At 72.7% G+C, this 22906-nt stretch carries 17 protein-coding genes; 7 read left to right on the plus strand and 10 right to left on the minus strand.

The window, feature by feature from the left end:
• The 3 genes from AB0411_RS02120 to AB0411_RS02130 form a co-directional block, all read right to left on the minus strand.
• Entirely contained in the window at nucleotides 1-1686 is a 1686-nt protein-coding gene (locus AB0411_RS02120; protein ID WP_366415243.1) for a condensation domain-containing protein, read from the minus strand.
• 95 nt (nucleotides 1687-1781) lie between these two features.
• Complete coding sequence (locus AB0411_RS02125; RefSeq protein WP_366415244.1) at nucleotides 1782-3071, minus strand: MFS transporter; 1290 nt, start codon at nucleotides 3069-3071, stop codon at nucleotides 1782-1784.
• A gap of 367 nt (nucleotides 3072-3438) precedes the next feature.
• The gene (locus AB0411_RS02130) at nucleotides 3439-4800 is read right to left on the minus strand and encodes a helix-turn-helix domain-containing protein (RefSeq protein WP_366415245.1); all 1362 of its coding nucleotides are present in this window, start codon (nucleotides 4798-4800) and stop codon (nucleotides 3439-3441) included.
• Nucleotides 4801-5945: 1145 nt separating this feature from the next.
• Between AB0411_RS02130 and AB0411_RS02135 the strand changes: the two genes are divergently transcribed.
• Together AB0411_RS02135 and AB0411_RS02140 are read left to right on the plus strand one after the other, a co-directional pair.
• Nucleotides 5946-6773, plus strand: coding sequence for a sugar phosphate isomerase/epimerase family protein (locus AB0411_RS02135; protein WP_366415246.1), 828 nt, complete (start codon nucleotides 5946-5948; stop codon nucleotides 6771-6773).
• Nucleotides 6774-6864: 91 nt separating this feature from the next.
• A complete protein-coding gene (locus AB0411_RS02140; protein WP_366415247.1) occupies nucleotides 6865-7929 on the plus strand; it encodes a lipoate--protein ligase family protein in 1065 nt (354 codons plus the stop codon).
• On the opposite strand, the gene AB0411_RS02145 is transcribed toward AB0411_RS02140, so the two are convergent.
• The 3 genes from AB0411_RS02145 to hydA all read right to left on the minus strand — a co-directional run bounded on the left by AB0411_RS02145 (nucleotide 7895) and on the right by hydA (nucleotide 12038).
• Nucleotides 7895-9451 (minus strand): NCS1 family nucleobase:cation symporter-1, encoded by a 1557-nt coding sequence (locus AB0411_RS02145; RefSeq protein WP_366415248.1) that lies wholly within the window; start codon nucleotides 9449-9451, stop codon nucleotides 7895-7897. The two genes, AB0411_RS02140 and AB0411_RS02145, sit on opposite strands and share 35 nt — an antisense overlap.
• A 164-nt stretch (nucleotides 9452-9615) precedes the next feature.
• Nucleotides 9616-10617, minus strand: a complete 1002-nt coding sequence (locus AB0411_RS02150; RefSeq protein ID WP_366415249.1) for a TIGR03842 family LLM class F420-dependent oxidoreductase — start codon at nucleotides 10615-10617, stop codon at nucleotides 9616-9618.
• 11 nt (nucleotides 10618-10628) lie between these two features.
• On the minus strand, nucleotides 10629-12038 hold the full coding sequence (gene hydA / locus AB0411_RS02155) for a dihydropyrimidinase (protein WP_366415250.1): 1410 nt from the start codon (nucleotides 12036-12038) through the stop codon (nucleotides 10629-10631).
• Between the two features lie 369 nt (nucleotides 12039-12407).
• On the opposite strand from hydA, the gene AB0411_RS02160 reads away from it, so the two are divergent.
• Nucleotides 12408-13292 carry an ABC transporter substrate-binding protein gene (locus AB0411_RS02160; RefSeq protein ID WP_366415251.1) on the plus strand — a complete coding sequence of 295 codons (885 nt, stop codon included), beginning with the start codon at nucleotides 12408-12410 and terminating at the stop codon, nucleotides 13290-13292.
• A gap of 78 nt (nucleotides 13293-13370) precedes the next feature.
• Here the strand turns inward: AB0411_RS02160 and AB0411_RS02165 are convergent, their stop codons facing one another.
• Both AB0411_RS02165 and AB0411_RS02170 read right to left on the minus strand, forming a co-directional pair.
• Nucleotides 13371-14684 (minus strand): aspartate aminotransferase family protein, encoded by a 1314-nt coding sequence (locus AB0411_RS02165; protein WP_366415252.1) that lies wholly within the window; start codon nucleotides 14682-14684, stop codon nucleotides 13371-13373.
• Complete coding sequence (locus tag AB0411_RS02170; RefSeq protein ID WP_366415253.1) at nucleotides 14681-15523, minus strand: nitrilase-related carbon-nitrogen hydrolase; 843 nt, start codon at nucleotides 15521-15523, stop codon at nucleotides 14681-14683. The genes AB0411_RS02165 and AB0411_RS02170 overlap by 4 nt, the downstream gene beginning before the upstream one ends.
• 168 nt (nucleotides 15524-15691) lie before the next feature.
• Between AB0411_RS02170 and AB0411_RS02175 the strand changes: the two genes are divergently transcribed.
• From AB0411_RS02175 to AB0411_RS02185, 3 genes are all read left to right on the plus strand, one after another.
• Complete coding sequence (locus AB0411_RS02175) at nucleotides 15692-16123, plus strand: MarR family winged helix-turn-helix transcriptional regulator (RefSeq protein WP_366415254.1); 432 nt, start codon at nucleotides 15692-15694, stop codon at nucleotides 16121-16123.
• Nucleotides 16120-17601 (plus strand): MFS transporter, encoded by a 1482-nt coding sequence (locus tag AB0411_RS02180; protein ID WP_366415255.1) that lies wholly within the window; start codon nucleotides 16120-16122, stop codon nucleotides 17599-17601. The genes AB0411_RS02175 and AB0411_RS02180 overlap by 4 nt, the downstream gene beginning before the upstream one ends.
• A gap of 67 nt (nucleotides 17602-17668) precedes the next feature.
• Nucleotides 17669-18223: an isochorismatase family protein gene (locus AB0411_RS02185; RefSeq protein ID WP_366415256.1), complete on the plus strand. Its 555-nt coding sequence runs from the start codon at nucleotides 17669-17671 to the stop codon at nucleotides 18221-18223.
• 80 nt (nucleotides 18224-18303) lie between these two features.
• On the opposite strand, the gene AB0411_RS02190 is transcribed toward AB0411_RS02185, so the two are convergent.
• Both AB0411_RS02190 and ggt read right to left on the minus strand, forming a co-directional pair.
• Complete coding sequence (locus AB0411_RS02190; protein WP_366415257.1) at nucleotides 18304-19791, minus strand: amidase; 1488 nt, start codon at nucleotides 19789-19791, stop codon at nucleotides 18304-18306.
• Nucleotides 19792-19984: 193 nt separating this feature from the next.
• On the minus strand, nucleotides 19985-21820 hold the full coding sequence (gene ggt / locus AB0411_RS02195; RefSeq protein ID WP_366415258.1) for a gamma-glutamyltransferase: 1836 nt from the start codon (nucleotides 21818-21820) through the stop codon (nucleotides 19985-19987).
• 232 nt (nucleotides 21821-22052) lie between these two features.
• On the opposite strand from ggt, the gene AB0411_RS02200 reads away from it, so the two are divergent.
• Nucleotides 22053-22799, plus strand: coding sequence for a hypothetical protein (locus AB0411_RS02200; protein WP_366415259.1), 747 nt, complete (start codon nucleotides 22053-22055; stop codon nucleotides 22797-22799).
• Nucleotides 22800-22906 lie beyond the last annotated feature (107 nt).

A 22906-nucleotide genomic window follows, 5' to 3' on the forward strand; every position in this document is an offset into this window, starting at 1 on the left:
TCACTTCCCCTTGTTCCCGGGCGCGGACGGCGCGGCCGGGCTGACCGGATTGGCGACCAGCGCGGCCAGCGCCCGCCGCAGGGTGCTGGCGTAGGCCTCCACGGAGGTCCGCGCCACGAAGGCCGGGTCGAAGCCGATGCGCACCTGGCCCTCGGCACCGCTGATCTCGACGTTGACATGGAACGGGAAGCTGGGCTTGCCCCGGCGCCACCAGCCGCGCGTGGGCACGGACGTCAGCCGGTCGAGTTCCCGGTAGGCGTGGAAGTGCATGAAGTTGAAGGTGACGTCGAACGGTGGCCGGCCGAGCCGCTCCACGATCTGCGCCTGGGGGTACGCCTGGTGCGCGGCGCCCTCGCTCTCGGCGTCGGCGGCGGCCCGGACGAGCCCCGCCCAGGTGGCGTCGACCGTCGCGAAGCGCACCGGGAGCGTGTTGAGGAAGAGGCCCGCCGCCAGGTCGGAACCTGCGCTCTCCGGACGGGTGTTGAACACCAGGCCGGTGACGATGTCGTGGTCGCGCCGGGTCCAGGTGCCCAACGCCCGTACGTGGGCGGCCAGCGCGACGGCCTTCACCGGGACACCGAGCATCCGGGCCACCCCGGACAGGGCCCGCACCAGCGTCGCGTCCAGGGCGAACTCGACGCGGCCGCCCGCGTCGGGGGTCTTCCGGTGCTTCGCCGCGTCGAAGAGCAGGGCGGGCGCGTCCGCCTGCCGCAGCCAGTGCGCGGCGGCGGCCGGCGAGTCGGCGGCCCTGCGTTCGGCGGCGAGGAAGTCGTGCTGCACGTCCGGGGACAGCGCCGGCAGCTCCGCGTCCACGCCGTCGTGCGCCGCGGCGTAGAGGGTCATCAGCTCCACGGCCAGCCGGCTCAGGCTCCAGCCGTCGAGGACGGCGTGGTGGACGGCGAGCACGGTGTGGAAGGAGTCGGGGAGCGCCACCACATGGCAGCGGACCAGGGACGGGACGCGCCAGTCGATCGGCGCGGCGAGCTGCTGGTCGCACCAGGCGCGCAACAGGGCGTCGCCCTCGTCGGCGTCGGCGGCCCGCTCGACGGTCAGTGCGGGGCGGGCGTCGGCCCAGACGAGCTGGGCCGGCACCGAGAGTCCGCCGAAGTCGAAGGCGGTGCGCAGGGCCGGGTGCCGGCGGGCGAGCGCGTCGAGGGCGGTGCGGAAGCTGCTCTCGTCGAAGCGGGCGGCGACCTCCCAGCCGTCCATGCTGTGGTAGAGCAGCGGGTCCTGGCTGGTCTCGCAGAGGTAGAGCATCCCGGTCTGCAGCGCCGAGGCGGGCAGGGCGTCCTGCACCCCCTCGGGGATCCGGGCGCGGTCCTCCGGGTCGAGGAGGGAGAACGGCGCCGCGCTCCCCGCCGGCCCGTGCCCCGCCGGGGAGCCGCCGCCGGGCGGCGGCGCGGCCGCCGAGCGGGAACCCAGGATGGCGCGCACGCTCTGATGCACCATCAGGTCCCGCAGGGTGAGCGGAACGCCCTGCTCCCGGGCGTCATTGAGCACACGGAGGGCGATCAGCGAGTCCCCGCCGAGGGCGTAGAACCTGTCGTCCATGCCGATCTCCTGGACCGACAGGTGCTCCCTGAGCACGCCCAGGAGTATCTCGGCCGGGTCGCCCGCGCCGGCCGCGGCGGACTCCCCCGCCACGAGCGGTTCGGTGCCGCCGCTCTCGTTCCGCGATTCCGCCATGCCCTGCGTTTCCCTTCGGTAGTGAGACCAATCGGCGGCACGGGGACGGAGGTGCGCCGCGGGCGCCTGCGCCGGCGGCGCGCCCGGCCCCGCCGTCAGGCGGCCGCCGTTTCCGGAATCTGCACCTCGCGCATCGTCCTGAGGGGCGAGAACACCACGAACAGCGAGGCGCTCCACATGCCCAGCGCACACACCCACAGCGCCGGCCGCAGCCCCGCCCAGGTGGCGAGCGCCCCGCCGCACAGCGAGCCGAGCGGAACGACGCCGTAGCTGATCCAGAGGTAGACCGCGCTCACCCGGCTGAGCAGCCCGCGCGGGCAGACCAACTGGCGGTAGGACAGGGACGCGGTGTTGAACAGGGTGCTGTTGGCGGACAGCGCGGCCAGGCCGACCGCGTACAGGAAGACCCCCCAGCCCGGCTGCGACAGCGGCATCAGGAAGTACAGCGGGCCGGGCAGCAGCATCGACACCCAGATGACCCGCGCGCTGCCGACCCGGGCGGAGATCCGCCGGGCGAAGGCCCCGCTGACCAGGCCGCCGACGGAGCCCAGGGTGAACACCAGGCCGACGGAGGTCGCGGACGCGTGCAGGTCGCGCAGCAGGAAGGTGACCGCGATCGAGGAGGTCGCGGTCACGAAGAAGTTGCACACGCTGGTGCACAGCAGCAGCCTGCGCAGGATGACCTCTCTGCGGACGAAGGTGAGCCCTTCGCCCATCGCCGCCCGGAACGAGACCGGGCGGGGCCCCGGCGGCGGGCCCTGCTCGGACTCCGGCACCCGTATCAGCCCCAGCGTCAGGGCGCTGAGCGCATAGGTGAGCACATTGGCGTACAGCGTTCTGGTGGCGCCGACCAGGCCGACGAGCGCACCGCCGAGACCGGGGCCGGCCACCTCCGCCAGCGACTCGCACATGCCGAGTTTGCCGTTGCCGTCGACCAGTTGGGAGGCGCTCACCAGCTTCGGCAGCTGGCTGCGGTAGGCGACCGTGAACAGCACGGTCAGGACGCCGGAGACGCCGACGACCACGTACAGGTACCACAGGGTCAGCCGGCCGGCCAGGGCGACCAGGGGAACGGAGAGGATCAGCAGCAGCCGGGCGGCATCGCAGAAGATCATGATCTTCCGCTGGTCGAGCCGGTCGGCGAGCACGCCCGCCGGCAGCGAGAACAGCAGGTACGGCAACCAGCCGAGGGACGTCAGCAACGACACCTGGAACGTGTCGGCGTGGAGGGTGTCGAGGGCGAGGACGGGCAGGACGATCAGCGCCGTCCGCGGACCGAGCGTTCCCGCCCCCTGCCCGCACCACAGCAGCATGAAGTTCCGGTTGCGCCACAGCGACGTGGGCACCGCTGCCGTGCCGCCCCGCGGCCGGGCCGTCTGCGTCATCGATGGATCCTGCCTTGGTGAGGTGGGCGCTTCCCTCGCCCGTACCCCCCAACCCTGCCCAACCGCCCCGGCCGCTCCTAGCCCGACGGCCGGAACTACCGATGAAGTGCCGCTGCGCCCGCCACTGCCGGCGACCGGGCCGGACCTTGGGACGGGGCCACGGCTCGGAGCGGCGGGCCGGAGCCGTGACCGGGGGCGGCCGCCGGGGACGGCCGCCAGGGGCGAGGCCAGGACCGGCCGCCTGGCCATCCCAGGCGGCCGGGGGGCGCGAACGCGGCCCCGATTCCGGGAGGTTCAGCCACTGCCGGGGCCCGGGACCCCGCAGCGGCACTTCCTCCGAGGACAACTGCCCCCGCACCGCCCGCGATTACGCCCCCACCTGAGGGACCGCTCCCCCGGGCGGCCCCTGGAGGTAGGTGCGGATGACGTTGAGGAGCGTGAACCGGACAAGGTTGTCACCGCAGGAGGCGACTTTCATGATGAGGCCGCACTGCAGAAAGGCGTGGACGGCACGGGCGACCTGGGCCCGCGGGATGCCGATGCTGGCGACCACCTTCTCCACGGTCCACGCCCCCGGCCAGTCGCTGAGCCTGACCAGCAGGTCGCGATAGGGGCGCGGCTGCGCCGCCACCGCGTCCCGCACCGTGCTCGCCACGTCCGTACGGTCCCCCGGGTGGGTCGCCAGCAGGTGAGGTTCCTCTCGGGCCATGCCCACGATCTCCTCGGGCGAGATGAGGGTGAACCAGGAGGCGGCCGCCTCCAGGGCCCTCGGCAGCCCGTCCAGCCGCCGGCTCACCTCCGCACAGACCGCCAACGTCGCCTCGTCCAGGAGGAATTCGGGCTGGAGGTCCGTGATCAGTTCGACCAGCAGGGCCACCGCGGGCGCGGCCGCGGTCTCCTCCCGGCCGGCGGCGGTCGCGGCGACGGACAGCGGGCGCAGGGCGAGCCGGTAGTCCTCCGGCCCTCCCTGCGGGGTGCGCGCCGTTTCGAGGATGCGGAGCTTCGGGCACTCCCGGAGCAGCGCCCACAGGGTGGGGCGGGTCACCTGCCCCGCGTCGTTGCCGTCGAGGACCAGCAGCACATGCCGGTCACCGATGAGCCGCACGAGCTGGTCGACGCTGCCGTCCTCGCGGGTCAGCAGCGACTCGATGCGCTCTCCCCGGTCCCCCGGACGGTGGCCGGGCGGACCCGGCACCCGCGCCCCGCGGGCCGCGTCCGCCGCGGGCCCGCGGAACGCCGCCGGCGACTGCGCGGCCTCGTGCCGCAGGGACGCCCACAGTGTGGGCACGCCGTTCAGCGAACGGAGTGTATGGGCCACCGCGGTGGCCAGATGAGTCTTGCCCACGCCCCCGAACCCCGTGAGGGCGGTGACGCGTTCGTACCCGCTCCGTACGCGCCGGAGGACCGTGTCGACCTCCCATTCGCGGCCGTACAGCGGCCGGGCCGCCGCCGTGGGGGACAGGGTGAGCGACTCGAACATCGCCTCGCCCGCCTCGCACCCGGCGGCCCGCTCGAAGACGACGCGCTCCTGCGCGGTCAGCCGCAGGGCGTCCGCGAGCAGCCGGACCGTGTCCCGGCGCGGAACCGCCACTTGCCCCTGCTCCAGATTCCGGACAGCCCGCACGCTGACCATGGACAGTCCGGAGAGCTCGGTCTGGGTGAGCCGAGTGCGCTCCCGGAACTTTCGAAGCTGCTGTCCAAATTCCTCACCGTTGACTGCGACAACCATCGAGATCGCTCCATGAAGGGGTGTTTCATAGCCGACAGGCCGTCACCGTGGGTGGGGGTGACGGCTCTTCACATCTCTCGTCGACACCCGGCCGCACCAGGCATCAACGGTTGCTTACGTACGTCCCGGCAAACGGTGTGCAGGACTGCACAAAACGGCCCGGCCCGACCGCAGAAATCCTTCTTGCTGCACGATCCCCCCTGGTCAACACTCATTCTGGACAAGTTTTGGCAATGTGCGGCCCCGGTGAAGTCGGCAGAACGACGGGTGGGGCCGACGACTGACGACTATAGGCACGCCCTCCGACAGCCTCGGGAGTTTTCCCCAGGAGGTGAGCCACGACATAGCGGCGCCCGCACAACACCGGACCCCACCAGTGGAAACCCTCCGCACACCCCCACGGAGGAACGCCCCCACCTGGGGTTTCCCTCCTGTCCACCGGAAATCAACGTGCATAGGCAGGAATAAAGGGATTCACACCAATTGCCCGAGGTGAATTCCGCACCGACGAGCACCCGCACACCCCGCCCATAAATCCCTTGCCCGACCGCGGAGAGATCTGTAGGGTCCTTTTCGGTCGAAGGCAGAAAATTTCGGGGACGGGTGCCGACCGATCCCTCTCCACGGGCTACCCCTTTTCACCCGTCACGTTCATCGACGCTGCCGCCGGAATTGATGAATCCCGACTCCCCGGAATTCCGGCGATACGGCCGTCGGCGCATTATCGAGCACGCGCACTGCGGCGAAAATCCGGGCCGCGGATACAGACCCGCCGGAATACGGCCGACGTCCCCGAAGTTCCCGGCACTGCCCTTCGGGGACGGCGGGACTCCCACCGCCCCTCCCGTCCGCGCGCCCCGATGCTCTCGGATGCCCTCGCGTCCCCGCGGGGACCGGCCCCCACCCGTCCCACCAACTCGCGTACGGAGCCCGGCGTTCCGCCGCCGGCCGTGCCGAACTACCCCCGATCTACCGCCCGTTCTGCCGTTCCACCGGATTTCGGCGCTCCTACACTGGCCGCAGATCTTGCCCTTCCGTCCGCACCGTACCGAGTGCGCACAACATTCAGGTATCCGGCTCGGCGGCACAAAGGCCGGCCTCTCCGAAGTGGGTGCAATGTGAGCAGTTCGCCGTACACACAGTCCTTGCCCTTTGCCACCGGCGTCGCCGTCCAGCGCTATCTGAGCGCCGAGGAAGGACTGGCCGCGGCCCAGGAGGAGGGGTGCAGCCACTGGTACATCGACGCCAGCCTGATGGCGGACATGCCGCACAACTGGTCCGGCGAGCGCAGCCGTTCGCTGGCGGCGGCCGCGGCCGACCAGGGCCTGTCCCCCATCCTGCACGGCAACTTCCGGGCGCCGCTGGCCTCGGAGATCCCGGAGGTGCGGGAGGCGTCCCTGCAGTACGTGCGCAGCGAAATCGACCTGGCCGCACGGCTGGAGGCGACCTCGCTGGTGATCCACGGCGGCGCCTTCGTCGAGCCCCGCCCGACGAAGGCGCACCGCGACGCCGCGCTCGAACGGTTCCTCACACTGCTCGCCGAGGTCGTCGCCGAGGCGACCGAGAAGGGGGTCGAGGTCTGGCTGGAGAACCTCTCCTACTACCCGAAGTTCCGCCCGTTCTCGTATGTCTTCACACGGGAGGCGGACTTCGCGGTGGCGCTGGACGCGATACCCGGCATCAAGTTCATCCTGGATGTCGGCCACGCCAACGTGAACCAGTCGGCCGCCGCTCCCGCGTTCGAGAAGTTCTCGTCGTCGATCGCCGCCCTGTCGCTGAGCAACAACGGCGGCGACCAGGACGCCCATCTCGCGCTCGACGAGGGCACGCTGTCCGTCCGCGAGATCACCGACGCCGTCCGGGCCCGGAACTGGCAGGGCATCATCGCCTTCGAGACCCGCAACGAGAGCGTCGAGAGCGGAATCGCCTACCTCACCAAGCTCTGGGAGTCCGCCGCCGGTTCCCCGGCCTGACGCCCGGGGCGGCCTGTCGCACGGCTCGGTTAATGTGGGGCAAACAGGGCGCAGGCTCACGGCCCGGTGGCCGCTACGGGGAGGCAGCACGATGCACGGCGAGTACAAGGTCCCCCACGGCAAGCTCGTCGTGGTCGATCTGGACGTCGAGGGCGGCGCCCTGCGGAACGTACGGGTGGCCGGGGACTTCTTCCTGGAACCCGACGAGGCCCTCCTCGCCATCGACGCGGCCCTGGAAGGCGCCCCGGCGCACACCGACGCGGCCGGCCTCGCCGCCCGCGTCGACCGGGCCCTGCCCGACGGCGCGGTGCTCCTGGGGATCACGACCGAGGGGGTGGCCGTCGCCGTCCGCCGCGCCCTGGCGCAGGCCACCGGGTGGGGCGACTACGACTGGCAGCTCATCCACGAGGGCCCGCAGCCGCCCGCCCTCCACATGGCGCTCGACGAGGTGCTCACCGCCGAGGTCGCCGCGGGCCGGCGTCCGCCGACGCTCCGGGTCTGGGAGTGGGACTCCCCCGCCGTGGTCATCGGCAGCTTCCAGTCGCTGCGCAACGAGGTCAGCCCCGAGGGCGCAGCCCGCCACGGCATCACCGTCGTGCGCCGGATCTCCGGCGGCGGCGCCATGTTCGTGGAACCGCACAGCACCATCACCTACTCCCTGGCCGTCCCCGAAGCGCTCGTCTCGGGCCTCTCGTTCGCCGACAGCTACGCCTACCTCGACGACTGGGTCCTCGCCGCGCTCGGCGACATGGGCATCAAGGCGTGGTACCAGCCGCTCAACGACATCGCCACCGACGTCGGGAAGGTCGCCGGCGCCGCGCAGAAGCGGGTGGTCGGGCCGGGCGGCGGACCGGGCGCGGTCCTGCACCACGTGACCATGTCCTACGACATCGACGCCGGCAAGATGCTCGACGTGCTGCGCATCGGCAAGGAGAAGCTCTCCGACAAGGGCACCCGGAGCGCCGGGAAGCGCGTCGATCCGCTGCGCCGTCAGACGGGGCTGCCCCGCGAGACCGTCATCGAGAAGATGATCGGCTCCTTCCGCGCCCGCTACTGCCTCACTCCTGGCGGGATCACCGACGGGGAACTGGCCCGCGCCCAGGACCTCGTGCGGACCAAGTTCACCACCCCGGAGTGGACCGCACGCGTTCCCTGACCATCAGCAGCGTGTAGAGCGTCAGCGCGGTGGCCAGGCCCACCGCCCAGCCGTAGTCGGCCAGCGGCTTGAGGAGGGGGACCAGGCCGTCGGCGGGGAAGGGGCCCTTGCCGGGCTGCGAGTACGAGCCGCCCACGGCCAGCAGTCCGCCGGTGACGAAGGCGAGGACGGCCCGCCAGTTCCAGCCGGCGGTGTACCAGTAGGGGCCGCCGGGGCGGTAGAGGCCGGCGAGGTCGAGGACGGTACGGCGGACGATCCAGTAGTCGGCGATGAGGATGCCGGCGACGGTGCCGAGCAGTCCGCCGACCACCCCGAGCCAGGTGAAGATGTACAGCTCGGGGGTGGCGGTGAGCTTCCACGGCAGGATGACCACCCCGACCACACCGGTGATCAGCGCGCCGGTGCGGAAGCTGATGAACTTCGGTGCCAGGTGGGCCAGGTCGTAGGCGGGCGAGACGACATTGGCGGCGAGGTTCACGGAGATCGTCGCGATCAGGACCGTGACCAGGGCGAACAGCAGGCCGAAGACGCTGTCGGACTTGCCGGCCAGGGCGACGGGGTCCCAGATCGGCGCCCCGTAGACCGCCTGGGAGCCGGAGGTGACCAGGACGGAGAGCAGGGCGAACGCCGTCATCGTGGTCGGCAGCCCCAGGGACTGCCCCCAGACCTGGGCCCGCTGCCCGGCCCCGAAGCGGGTGAAGTCGGGGATGTTCAGGGACAGCGTCGCCCAGAAGCCGATCATCCCCATCAGGGACGGGAAGAAGACCGGCCAGAAGTGCGCGCCCCAGCCCAGTGCGCTGGGCTGGTCCAGCAGCGGGCCGAACCCGCCCGCCTTGGCCGCCATCCATCCGAGCAGCGCCAGCGCACCGACGAGGACGAAGGGCGCGGCCCAGTTCTCGAAGCGGCGCAGGGTCTCCATGCCCCGGTGGATGATGGCCAGTTCGACGACCCAGAAGACCAGGAAGCAGAGCCACAGGGTCCAGGGGTAGCCGCCGATGGACGCCGCCGAGGCCCAGTCACCGCCGAAGACCTTGCCGAGCAGGATGTAGATGCCCTGGCCGCCGATCCAGGTCTGGATGCCGAACCAGCAGCAGGCCACGGCGGCCCGCACCAGCGCGGGCAGATTGGCGCCGCGCAGCCCGAACGACGCCCGCGCCAGGACGGGGAAGGGGATGCCGTACTTCGGGCCCGCATGCCCGGTGAGCAGCATCGGGACGAGGACGACGAGGTTCGCCAGCGCGATGGTCAGCACCGCCTGCTTCCAGTCCATGCCGAGCGCGACCAGCCCGGAGGCGAGCGTCCAGGACGGGATGTTGTGGGCCATGCCGACCCAGAGGGCGGTGAAGTTGTAGGTGGTCCAGCGGCGTTCGGCGAGCGGCACGGGGCGCAGGTCGGCGTTGACGTACCGGCCGTGTGCGGCGATCGCGCCCGGCGCCGGTTCGACGCGGCCGTCCGGGGCGGTGAGTTGTCCCGAGGGCGCTATGGGGAGTTCCGGCGGCACGGGTGCGGAGGTCGCGGGCATACGGGCCTGGCCTTTCGTCCGGGTGCGGGCCGCCCGGCGGCCGGGCGGCGCAGCAGGTCCTCGGTCGTGGCGGCCCGGCCGGTCGGGCCGGCCGCCACGGCCGCTGGGGCACTCGCGGGCCACCGCGCCGAGGGCGGTGTGCACCGCCCCGTACCGGCGCCCGTTCAGTCGGCGAACGCGGGAAGGATCTCTGCTCCGTAGGCGTCGATGGTGGATTCCTTGGCGTCGTGCATGGCGTAGAGCGCGAACTGGTCCACGCCCAGCGCCTGGAGCTGCCGCAGCTTCTCGATGTGCGCGGCGGCCGGGCCGAGCAGGCAGAAGCGGTCGATGACCGCGTCCGACACGAAGCCGGCGTCCGGGTTGCCCGACCGGCCGTGGTGGGCGTAGTCGTAGCCCTCGCGGGAGGCGATGTAGGCGGTCAGCTCGTCGGGCACCATGCCGGAGTGCTCGCCGTAGCGGGCGACGAGATCGGCGACGTGGTTGCCGACCATGCCGCCGAACCAGCGGCACTGCTCGCGGGCGTGGTCCAGGTCGTCGCCCACATAGGCCGGGGCGGCGACACAGATAGTGAGGTCGGCCGGATCGCGTCCGGCGTCCTTCGCCGCGGTCCGCACCGCCTTGATCATCCATTCGGTGAGGAAGGGGTCGGCCAGCTGGAGGATGAAGCCGTCGGCCAGTTCGCCGGCCATGGCGAGGGCCTTGGGCCCGTAGGCGGCCATCCACACCGGGAGCTTGCCGTCCTTGATCCAGGGGATCTTGATCCGGTGGTCGCCGACGTACGCCTCGCGCCCCTCGGCCAGATCGCGGATGACCCCGATGGACTGGCCCAGCCGGGCCAGGGTGTTGGGCGGCCGCCCGGCCACCCGCATCGCGGAGTCGCCGCGGCCGATGCCGCAGACGGTGCGGTTGCCGTACATCTCGTTGAGGGTGGCGAAGGTGGAGGCGGTGACCTCGGGGGCGCGGGTGGAGGGATTGGTGACCATCGGGCCGACGATCAGTCGCTCGGTGTGTTCCAGGACGCGGCTGTAGAGGACGAACGGTTCCTGCCACAGCACGGTCGAGTCGAAGGTCCAGCCGTAGCGGAAGCCGTTGCGTTCGGCACGGCGCATCAGGGACACGACGGCGGAGGAGGGCGGATCGGCCTGCAGAACAACTCCGAAGTCCACGGCGGCGCTCCTTAGATGAGGTACTGGCAGGTGCCACGCGGGATGTACTGGCCGTGCCCCGCGTGGCCGGTGAACTCCCGCCGGTCGATGACGAGTTCGCCCCGCGAGAGGACCGTTTCGACCTGTCCGGTGAGCTGTTTGCCCTCGTACGCCGAGTAGTCGACGTTCATGTGGTGGGTCGCGGCCGAGACGGTCTGCTGGGCGGTGGGGTCGTAGATGACGAGGTCGGCGTCGGCGCCGGGGGCGATGGTGCCCTTCTTCGGGTAGAGGCCGAACATCCGGGCCGGGGTGGCGCAGGCGATCTCGATCCAGCGGCGACGGCTGATCCGGCCCTCCACGACGGCCTGGTGGAGGAGATCCATCCGGTTCTCCACACCGGGCATCCCATTGGGGATCTTGGAGAAGTCACCGCGGCCGAGCTCCTTCTGCCCCTGGAAGCAGAAGGGGCAGTGGTCGGTGGAGACCACCTGGAGGTCGTTGGTGCGCAGCCCGCGCCACAGCGCCTCCTGGTGCTCCCGGGGCCGCAGCGGCGTGGAGCAGACGTACTTGGCGCCCTCGAAGTCGGGCTCGGCGAGGTTGTCGGTCGACAGGAACAGGTACTGCGGGCAGGTCTCGCCGAAGACGTTAAGCCCCTTGTCACGGGCCTGGGCGATCTCGGCCAGGGCCTCCTCGGCGGAGACATGGACGACGTAGAGCGGCGCGCCGGCCACCCGTGCCAGCTGGATGGTGCGGTGGGTGGCCTCGGCCTCCAGCAGGACCCGGCGGACCTCGCCGTGGTAGCGCGGGTCGGTCTTCCCCTCGGCCAGCGCCTGTTCGACGAGGACGTCGATGGCGATGCCGTTCTCGGCGTGCATCATCACCAGGCCGCCGTTGTCGGCGGAGCGCTGCATCGCGCGCAGGATCTGTCCGTCGTCGCTGTAGAAGACGCCGGGGTAGGCGGTGAACAGCTTGAAGGAGGTGACGCCCTCCGCCACCAGGAGGTCCATCTCCTTGAGGGTGTGCTCGTTCACGTCCGAGAGGATCATGTGGAACGCGTAGTCGATGGCGCACTGGGCGTCGGACTTGGCGTGCCAGGTGTCCAGGCCGGCCCGGAGCGACTTGCCGCGGGACTGGACCGCGAAGTCGATGAGGGTGGTGGTGCCGCCCCAGGCGGCGGCGCGGGTCCCGGTCTCGAAGTTGTCGGAGGAGAAGGTCCCGCCGAAGGGGAAGTCCAGGTGGGTGTGGGCGTCGACGCCTCCCGGGATGACGTATCTGCCGGTGGCGTCGAGGACGCGGTCCGCCGACTCCACCCAGCTCTCGGCGCCGGGGCTGCCGTGCGCGGCGAGGGCGGCCACCCGGCCGTCCTCCACGAGCACATCGGCATGGATCTCATCGGCGGCTGTGATCACCAGTCCGCCCCGGACGACCGTACGCGTCACCATTCCTGCTCCTTCCACACCAGCGACATCGGCGGCACGGGAGTGCGGAGCCCGAAGCGCACCATCCCCTCGGCAGATCTGCTCCGCTGACGCCACGCCACAACCGGATCTACACCCGTAGATCGCGGTCGAGAAGGAGACCGTAGAAGCATGTCACCCACCGTGGCAATACCGTGACCGTTGATCAGCGGAGACCTTCGTGTTGCGCCGACGATCATCTGGACGGTTCAACGCGGCGGCCGGGCGCCGCGGCCGCGCCGCCCGGCGGAGGGGTGCGGGGGCGGCCCGATGGGCAGGTATCCGCCCGACGCCGGCGGCCATTCCTCGCGAGCGCCACGGCATCCTGGCGGACGAGGCAGAGAGGCGGGCGGCATGGAGCACAGCACACCGTGGGAGTTCTCCGACGACCGGGGGCGCCTCGTGGTGGCCGGGGAGCGGCCGTTGCGGATCGTGGCGTACATACAGGCGGCGGCGACACTGTGGGACCACGGTATACGTCCCGTGGGGCTGTTCGGGTCCCAGCACGACGGCGCCGCCCCCGACCCCGCCAAGGCCGGTGAGCTGCCGCTCGCCGAGCTGCGCTATCTGGGATCGGGGGGCGCCCTGCACCCGGACACCCTGCTGGAGGCGGAGCCGGACCTCGTCGTGGCCGTGACCTACGACGGCGAGCAGGTCTACGGCCTGGAGCCGAAGACCGCGCTGGAGCTGGAGGCGCATGTCCCGGTGGTCACCCTCGCGGTGGGCCCGGGGCGCAGCCTGGCCGGGGTGCGCGAGCGGTTCGCGGCGCTGGCCGGTTCGCTGGGGCGCGGCGAACCCCTCGGCGCCGCATGGGAGTTGGACGCCGCCGAGGACGCCCTGCGGCAGGCGGCCGGCGGTGCGCAGCGGCCGCGGGTGCTGGCGCTGTCGCCGGCGGGACCGGAGCGGGTGCATCTGGCCCGGCCCGGCTCCTGGCCCGACCTGCGGGCGCTGACCGAGCACGGCGTGGGGCTGCTGGAGCCGGCCGCGGGCGCCGGGGTGAACTGGTCCACCGTCGGCTGGGCGGAGGCCGCGGCGATGGCCCCGGACATCGTGCTCATGGACGTACGGGCCAACGCCGCCCGGCCCCAGGAGCTCCGGGCCGACGGGCACTGGCGCGCGATCGAGGCCCGGGCGCGGCTGCTGCCGTGGAACCCGGAGGCGCCGTGCAGCCGGCGCGCGCACACCCGCTTCTTCACCCTGCTGGCCGAGACCGTGCGCGCGGCGGCCGGGGCGGACTGAGTCGGGCCGGGGCGCAGCGCGCAGGAGCGGGGGCGTCCCTCTCCACGAGGCCCCGCCCCCGGTCCGCGGCGGTGCCGGCTATGAAGCGGCCAGCATGCCCTGGGCCGATCGCAGCGCGTCCGCGAGCAGTTCCGCGCCCTCCTCCGCCTCGGCGACCGTCAGCGTCATCGGCGGCGCGATCCGCAGCGAGGAGCCGCCCTGCCCGCCCTTGCCGACCAGCAGACCGCGTTCCCTGGCGGCCTCCACGACCAGCGAGGCGGCCTCGGGCGAGTGCTCGTCGGTGCCGGGCCGGACCAGTTCGATGCCGATCATCAGGCCGCGGCCGCGCACTTCCCGTACGACGTCGAGTCCGGCCGCGACCGCCCGCAGCCGCTCGATGAGCAGGCCGCCGACCCGCCGGGCGTTGCCCTGGAGGTCGTGTTCGAGGAGGTAGGTGAGGTTGGCCAGGCCCGCGGCCATGGTGACGGGGCTGCCGCCGAAGGTGGAGATGGAGTTCGCGGAGAGCGAGTTCATCACCTCGGCGCGGGCCACCACGCCGCCGATGGACATGCCGTTGCCGATGCCCTTGGCGAAGGTGAGCATGTCGGGCGGGCCGTTGCCGTCGTGCGCCTGCCAGCCCCAGAAGTGGTCGCCGGTGCGGCCCCAGCCGGTCTGCACCTCGTCGCTGATCCAGAGGATGCCGTGCCGGGCGAGCACCTCGCGGAACGCGGCGTAGAGGCCGTCCGGCGGCATGGTGAACCCGCCGACGCCCTGGACCGGTTCGGCGATCAGCGCGGCGACGCCGCCGGCGGTCTGCTGGAGCACGTCCTCCAGGTCGGCGACGCAGGCGGCGGTGTACGCGGCGTCGCTCAGCTCCGCGTACGGGCCGCGGCTGCGCACCCCGCCGTGGACATAGAGCGTCTGCAGCGGGGAGAGGCTGGTCGGGGACCAGCTCTGGTTGCCGGTGATGCCGACGGTGGAGAACGACCGGCCGTGGTAGCTGTTGCGCATCGCCAGGATCTGGTTGGAGCGGCGGTGCGTGGTGGCCAGCAGCAGGGCCGCGTCGTTGGCCTCGGTGCCGGAGGTGGTGAAGAAGACCCGGGCGTCGGGGATGCCGGAGAGCGCCACGATCCGCTCCGCCAGCTCGACCATGGGGCGGGAGAGGTAGAGCGTGGAGGTGTGGATGATGCGGCCGGCCTGCTCGCCGACGGCCTTGGTCACCTCGGGCAGCGCGTGGGCCGTCATGGTGGTGAGGATGCCGCCGAAGAAGTCGAGGTAGCGGTTGCCCTCGGCGTCCCAGACGTGGCGGCCCTCGCCGTGGGTGAGTTCGAGGGGCCGCTCGTAGTAGAGGCTGAGCCAGGAGGGCAGGACGGCCTGGTGGCGGGCGTACAGGCTCGCGGGGTCATGAGTCATGGCTGCACCAGCCCGTCGTAGGCGTCGGGGCGGCGGTCGCGGTAGAACGCCCACTGCTGGCGGACCTCGTCGATCAGGTCGAAGTCGAGGTCGCGGACGACCAGTTCCTCCTTGGAGTCGCTGGCGACCTCGCCGACGAACCGGCCCCGGGGGTCGACGAAGTAGCTGGTGCCGTAGAAGTCGTTGTCCCCGTACTCCTCGACGCCGACCCGGTTGATCGCCGCGATGAAGTACTCGTTGGCGACGGCCGCCGCGGGCTGTTCCAGCTGCCAGAGGTAGGCGGACAGGCCGCGGGAGGTGGCGGAGGGGTTGTAGACCAGCTGGGCGCCGTTGAGGCCCAACTGCCGCCAGCCCTCGGGGAAGTGGCGGTCGTAGCAGATGTAGACGCCAATCTTGCCGACGGCGGTGTCGAAGACCGGCCAGCCGGCGTTGCCCGGCTTGAAGTAGTACTTCTCCCAGAATCCCTTGACCTGCGGGATGTGGTGCTTGCGGTAGGTGCCCAGCACCGTGCCGTCGGCGTCGATGACGGCCGCGGTGTTGTAGTAGAAGCCGGACTGCTCGACCTCGAAGACGGGGACGACGATGACCATGCCGGTCTCCCGGGCGAGATCCTGCATCCGCCGCACGGTCGGCCCGTCGGGCACCGGCTCGGCCCAGCGGTAGTGCTCGGGCTCCTGGACCTGGCAGAAGTACGGGGCGTTGAAGACTTCCTGGAAGCCGATCACTTTCGCGCCCTGCGCGGCCGCCGCTCTGGCGTACTCCTCGTGCTTCGCGATCATCGATTCGGTGTCGCCGGTCCAGGTCGCCTGGACCAGTGCGGCACGCACAACATCGGCCATGAGCTGCTCCTTTGTCGATGCGTCAGCCTGCAGCCCGCGCGGGATCTACGCGTGTGGAGGTGACCGTAAGCCCCGTCACGCACCGTGGCAAGACCATCTCTCCATGGCGCGCCCCGGAGATCGACAGGCAAACTTGCAAGTTTGCCTGTCGAAATCTACGCTGGGGATATGCCGGAAAAGGACCAGGAACAGCTGGCGACGGAGCTCGGCCGCACCGTCTCCCTGCTGATGCGCCACCTGCGCGCCGCCTCGCCGCACGGGGAACTCACCCCGACCCAGCGCGCGGTGATCAGCCGGATCGAGACCGACGGCGAGGCCACCATCGCCGATCTGGCCCGCGCCGAGCTGGTCCGCCCGCAGTCGATGCGCATGACCGTCGGGGCGCTGGAGGAGCGCGGCGTCCTCGCCCGCCGCCCGCATCCGACGGACGGCCGGCAGGTGGTCTTCTCGCTCACCGAGGAGGGCCACCGGATCCTCACGGTCGTACGCGAGGCCAAGCACAACTGGCTGGCCCAGGCCATCGCCGACCGGCTGACGCCGCAGGAGCAGCGGACCCTGGAGACGGCCACCGAACTCATACGGCGGCTGATGCCGCGATGACCGGCCCCCGCGCCGCCGGCCGGGGCGGCACCCCGGAGACGGCCCCGGCCCCGGCGGCCGTCGCCCCTCCGCAGGACTCGGGGGGATCCGCAGCCCCGGCCACCGGCGCCGGCCGTGCCTTCGGCGCCCGGCTGATGGCGCCGCTGCTGCTCGGCTCGCTGCTGAACCCCATCAACTCGACCATGATCGCCACCGCGCTGGTGGCCATCGGCCGGGACTTCCACGTCGGTGCCGCCGACACCGCCTGGCTCATCTCCGCGATGTACCTCGCCAGCGCGGTGGGCCAGCCGTCGCTGGGGCGGCTCGCCGACCGGATCGGCCCCCGCCGGGTGTTCACCGCCGGCGCGCTGACCGTCTGCGCCGCGGGCTTCATCGGGGCCCTCGCGCCCTCCTTCACGCTGCTGATCGTCTCCCGGGTGGTGCTGGGCATCGGCACCGCGGCCGCCTACCCCGCCGCGATGGCGGTGCTGCGCGCCGAGTCGCGGCGGACCGGCCGCCCGACTCCCCGCCGCGTCCTCGGACGGCTCTCGCTCGCCGCACTGGGCAGCGCCGCCATCGGCCCCACGCTCGGCGGGCTGCTCGCCGCGACCGCGGGCTGGCGCGCGGTGTTCGCGGTCAATGTCCCGCTCGCGCTGCTCGCCCTGGCCGGCGCGCTCGCCTGGCTCCCGGCCGACCCGAAGGGCGCCCGGCCGGAGCGCGCGGGCACCCCGGCGTCCCTCGACCCACTGGGCATCGCCCTGTTCGCCGGGGCGCTCACCTGCGCCATGGTCTTCCTGCTGCGCCTGGCGGACCCGCAGTGGCCGCTGCTCGCGCCGGCCGGGGTGCTCGCGGGCGTCCTGGTGTGGTGGCAGCTGCGCCACCCGGCGCCCTTCATCGACCTGCGGATGCTCGCCGGGAACGGCCCGCTGGTGCGCACCTACCTCCGCCAGGGACTGACCTATCTCGTCATCTACTGCGTGCTGTACGGCTTCAGCCAGTGGCTGGAGCAGGCCTACGGTGCCTCGTCCTTCCAGGCCGGGCTGATCATGCTGCCGATGTCCCTGGCGGCCGCGGGCTGCTCGCTCGTGGGCGCCCGGACGAAGGGCATCCGCGCTCCGCTGACCCTCGCCGCGGCCTGTCTCGCCCTGGGCAGCGGGGTCTTCCTCCTGCTGCACGGCACCGGCCCGCTGGTCGCGCTGCTGTGCGCCGGCGCGCTCTTCGGCATCCCGCAGGGCCTGGCGTCGACCGGCAATCAGGCCGCCGTCTACGCCCAGGCCCCGGCCGACGGCGTGGGCGCGGCCGCCGGACTCCAGCGCACCGCCCAGTACCTCGGCGCGATCACCGCCTCCGGCCTCATCGGGCTGCTCTACGGGCAGCGCGCCGGGGACGCCGGGCTGCACCAGATCGCCCTGATCGGCGTCGTGCTCGGCCTGCTGCTGCTCCTGCTGACCCTCGCCGACCGCGGTCTGCGGCCCGGCGCCCTCGGGAGCGGCGTCTGAAACCGGCCACCGGCCACCCGCCGCAACGGCCACATCTCCACCACCCGTCACCACGCAAGGAGCACCCGTGCCCGCCACCACCCTCGATGCCACGACCGCCCTGGTACTGATCGACCTGCAGAAGGGCATCGCCGGGCTGCCCGGCGCCCCGCTGCCCTCCGCCGAGGTCGTCGAGCGCGGCGCGCGGCTCGCCGCCGCGTTCCGTGCGCGCGGGCTGCCGGTCGTCCTGGTGAACGTCACCGGCGGCGCCCCCGGTCGTACCCAGGCCGCGCGGCCCGCCGGCAGCCCGCCCGCCGACTGGGCGGAGCTGGTTCCCGAGCTCGACCGGCAGCCCGGCGACATCCTCGTCACCAAGCAGCAGTGGGGCGCCTTCCACGGCACGAACCTGGACCTGGAGCTGCGCCGCCGCGGGGTGACCCAGGTCGTCCTCGCCGGCATCGCCACCAGCATCGGCGTGGAGTCCACCGCCCGTGCCGCGCACGAACACGGCTACCACGTCACCCTCGCCACCGACGCGATGACCGACCTGGACGCCGACGCGCACCGCAACAGCCTGGAGAAGATCTTCCCGCGGCTGGGCGAGACCGACACGACCGCGGCGCTCCTCACGCTCCTCGGCTGAGGCTCGGGGCGCGCCCTTGAGGGACGTCCCGATCGGGCCGGATCAGGCAGCCGCCCCCGCCGGGGACGACGGGAGCTTCCTCAGCGGCGCGCCCCGTCGAGCGGTGCCGGATGGCCGGCCGGACGCCGCTCGTGCCAGCGCAGATCGTCCTGGAGCTGGGCGGCCAGCGAGATCAGCCGCAGCTCGCCATGGGCCGGGCCGAGCAGTTGGGCGCCCAGTGGCAGGCCGTGGCTGCTGAAGCCGGCCGGGACGCTCACGCCCGGCCAGCCGAGGACGTTCCACGGCCAGGCGTACGGACAGGCGGCGATCATGGCCTGATCCGTACGCCAGCCGCTGAGCTTGGCCAGGGTGCCGATGCGCGGCGGCGGAGTGGCGGTGGTCGGCGTCAGCAGGACGTCGTAGGGGCCGAACAGCGCGCCGATCCTGCGTTGTTGGCGCCTCTCGGCGGCGCGTGCCCGGCGCAGCACGGGCCCGCCGAGCAGCCGTCCCATCCGCGCCGCCTCCCGGGTGCGGCGGTCCAGGAGGGAGCGGTCGGGGACCCGGTCGGCCCACTCCCCCACCCCGGCCGTGGCGCGCGGGACGAAGGCCAGTCCGACCAGCCCGTAGTCCGGTTCCGCCTCCTCCACGAAGTGCCCCAGCCGGGCCAGGGTGCGGGCCACGCCCGTCACCGCCTCCCGGACGTCCGGGTGCAGCGGCTTGGGGGTGAAGGTGAAGGCGGCCTTCCACGACAGCGCGATGCGCAGCCGTCCCGGGTCGCGGCCGGCCGCCTCGCGCGCCGCGATGGCGGGCGGCCGGTGCAGATCGCCGTCGTGGTTGCCGCTGGCCACGTCCAGCAGCAGCGCGGCGTCCTCGACCGTACGGGCCAGCGGCCCGATGCCGGTGATCCCCTGGAAGGACTCCGGGTCCGGCCAGGTGGAGATGCGGCCGCGCTGGGGCTTGATGCCGACGAGATGGGACCAGGCGGCGGGGATCCGGACCGAACCGGCGCCGTCGGTGCCGAGCGCGGCGGGGACCAGCCCGGCCGCGACCGCGGCGGCCGAGCCGCCGGACGAGCCGCCCGGGGTGTGGGCGAGGTTCCAGGGGTTGCAGGTGTTGCCGAAGGCCGGGCCCTCGGTGAACGGCCACTGCCCCAGTTCGCAGGCGTTGGTCTTGCCGACGATGATCGCGCCGGCCGCGCGCAGCCGCCGGACGACCTCGGCATCGCGCTCCTTGGGCGGGAACTCGCCGGCGCAGCCGAACGCGGTGGGCTCGCCCGCCACATCGGTGTCGTCCTTGACGGCGACCGGCACCCCGAGCAGCGGCAGCCGCTCCCCGCCGGCCAGCCTGCGGTCGGCCCGGGCGGCCTCCGCCATCGCGGCCTCGGCCCGTACCCGGCGGAAGGCGTTGACGCTGCCCTGGGTGGCCTCGATGCGCTCCAGCGACCGCCGTACCAGCGCGATCGAGGTCACCCGCCCGTCGGCCAGCGCCCGTGCCTGCTCGGCGAGGCCTTCCCACTCCCCGGCCGTGACACCGATGTGCCGGGCCGGGGAGCGCCCGGTCTCGCTGTCCTGGCTCTCGTCAACGCTCACGCTGCGCGCCCTCCCTGGGACCGTCCATTCGAACGAACGGTCCCAGGAGGCTAATCGTCACGGCGGAGACCATCAACGATGCCGCGCGGTGCGCCACCTCGACGACACACGGACGGCACACAGCGGCCCGCCGTGTTCCGGAGAGGTGACGTCCCGCGCACCCACCGGGGGCGCGACGGGTGGCGCGGATCCCTCACGAGGGGCGGACGACCATCGCCGAGCCGCCACCGCGCCGTACCTTCTCGGCGGCGGCCAGCCAGCGGCCGTCCGGCAGCCGCTGGACGCCGGTCGCCGCGCCGATCTCCGGGTTCTGCTTGAACGCGTGTCCGATCGCTTCGAGTTGCCGGCGGACCGGACTGTTCCACAGGCCGGGTTCGAGTTCGGTCGTCGCCGCGTTGCGCTGGCTGGCGCGCGGGGCGGCGATGGCGTCGACCAGCGGCATCCCGCGGTCGAGGTGGTTGACCAGGGTCTGCAGCACGGTCGTGATGATGGTCGCGCCGCCGGGCGAGCCGAGCGCCACCACCGGCCGGCCGTGGCGCAGCACGATCGTCGGCGAGATGGACGAGCGCGGCCGCTTGCCCGGGCCCGGAAGGTTGGGATCACTGACCGCCGGATCGGCGGGCGCGAAGGAGAAGTCCGTGAGCTCGTTGTTGAGCAGGAAGCCGCGGTGCGGGACGACGATGCCGCTGCCGCCGGTCTGCTCGATGGTCAGGGTGTAGGCGACGACGTTGCCCCACTTGTCGGCGACGGTCAGGTGGGTGGTGTTCTCCCCCTCGTACGTCGTCGGGACACCCTTGCCGCCGCCGGCGCAGCGCCGCGGGTGGCGCGGGTCGCCGGGCGCCAGCGGGCTGGTCAGCGCCTTGTCGTCGCGGATGAGGCAGGCGCGGGAGTCGGCGAAGCGCTGGGAGGTGAGGGCCTTGGCCGGCACGTCCTCCTGCGACGGGTCGCCGACCCAGCGGCCGCGGTCGGCGAAGGCGATCCGGCTCGCCTCCAGGTACCGGTGGAGGTACTGCTTCTCGCTCAGCCGGGAGACATCGCTCCTCTCCAGGATGTTGAGGGCCTCGGCGACGCTGGTGCCGCCGGAGGAGGACGGCGCGATGCCGTAGACGTCCAGGCCGCGGTAGCGGGTGCGGGTCGGGGCGTGACCGAGGGCCCGGTAGGCCCGCAGGTCGCCCGCGGTCAGTTTGCCGGGCCGCACGTTGCGGGTGGCTCCGGAGCGCACCGGCGGCTTCTGGACGGCGCGGACGATGTCCCGGCCCAGTGCGCCGTCGTAGAGCGCCCCGACCCCCTTCCTCGCCAGCTCCGTGTACGTACGGGCCAGGTCGGGGTTCTTCATCGTCGAGCCGACCGCCGGCAGCTCGCCGCCGGGCAGGAAGAGGCCTGCGGTCGCCGGGAAGTCCTTGAAGCGCGCCTCGTTGTCCGCGGTCTGCTGGCGGAACGTCTGATCGACCGTGAAACCGTCCGCGGCCAGTTTCGTGGCGGGCCGCAGCACCTGCCCCAGCGAACGGCTGCCCCATGCGCGCAGGGCGGTGTCCCAGGTGGCGGGGGTGCCCGGGGTGCCGACGCCCAGGCCGCTGGTGACGGCGTCGGCGAAGGGTATCGGGGTGCCGTTCTCCAGGAAGAGGTCCCGGCCGGCGGAGCGCGGGGCGGTCTCCCGGCCGTCGAGGGTGCGTACGGTGCGGGTTCTCGCGTCGTAGGAGACGAAGTAGCCGCCGCCACCGATGCCCGCTGAGTAGGGCTCGGTGACGCCGAGGGCGGCGGCGGTGGCGACCGCGGCGTCCACGGCGTTGCCGCCCTGCTTGAGCACCGCGATGCCGGCGGCCGAGGCGTCCGCGTCGACGCTGGAGACGGCCCCGCCGTAGCCGACGGCGACCGGCGTCTTGCCCGGGGTGGCGGTGGTGGCGCTGTCCTGGGCCGCGGGGGCCGGCCGGGCGGGCGCGGCGGACCCGGCGGCGGCCGGGACCGCCATCAGGGAGCCGGCCAGCGCGGTGGCCGCTCCCAGGACGGTGAGGCGTCGGGCTCTGCTCATACCGGATGTTCCTCCAAGAGCGTGCGCGGGGGGCGGCAGGGGCCGGTGAGCCTACTCGGCCCAACAGCGCGCGGACAGAGGGCATTTCGCCTGCCGCCGCCCCGGCGACGGCAGGGATCAGCTGCGTCTTTCCGGTACGGATCCGGTAGGCAGGCACGGACCGGGACAAGCCTCCCCTGAGCCACGCCCCGCCCTCGAACACACACCCGGTGAGCCGCTACGCTCCCCGGCCATGGACGACACCCTGCTGCTCCTGACCGCGGCGGCCGTGGCCCTGATCGTGGGCCTGGCGGCCGGCTGGGCCGTGCAATCGGCGACGGTCCGCCGGAAGCTGACCCGCGAACAAGGCTTCTTCGGGCTGCCGGACGGTTCGGAGTGCGTGCTGGTCACCCACCGGGACAGCTCCTCGGCCCACTGGAGCATCCCCCGCCATGACGCGCTGGCGCTGCTGGGTCTGGCCGCGGTGATCGAGAACTGCGGTGCGCACCCCGAGGTCGCCCCGCACGACACCGGCCTGCAGGGCTTCGGGGCGCGTACCGAGTTCTGCGTCGGCGACCCGACCGCGCACCGGCGGCTGGCGGCCCACCTGGCCAATCTGCTGCCGGGAGTCGCGGTGCACCCCGGCGACGAGTCCGGCGCCGACCGCGGCACCTTCACCATCGGCGGCACGGCGTACCGGATGGAGCCCGGCGCGGTCGAATACGTCCTGCTGGCCCGGCTGACCGCCGGTGAGGGCGGCGACCGCCCGGTGTTCCTGGCGGCCGGGCAGCGCCCGGTCACCCACCGGGCCGCGGTCCGCCATCTGGTCCGCAACCGGGCCCGGCTGGCCCGCAAGCACGGCACCGACGGCCAGTTCTGTCTGCTGCTGAAGGTGGTCAACTCGCAGGCGTACGGACCCGATGTCGTCGAGCTGGTCGCCGATGTCACCAAGGCCGCGCTCACCGCCGCGGAACCGAAGGGCCACCGGGCGGCGGCCTGAGCCCGGCGGACGCACCGGCGGCCCGGTCACCGACTCGGCGACCGCCCTGCGCCCGCCCGTCCGCCCGGCGCACCGACGGGCAGCCGCCCCGCCGTTCTGCCAAGCTC

Source organism: Streptomyces angustmyceticus, from assembly GCF_040701845.1.
Taxonomy (GTDB): Bacteria; Actinomycetota; Actinomycetes; order Streptomycetales; family Streptomycetaceae; genus Streptomyces; species Streptomyces angustmyceticus_A.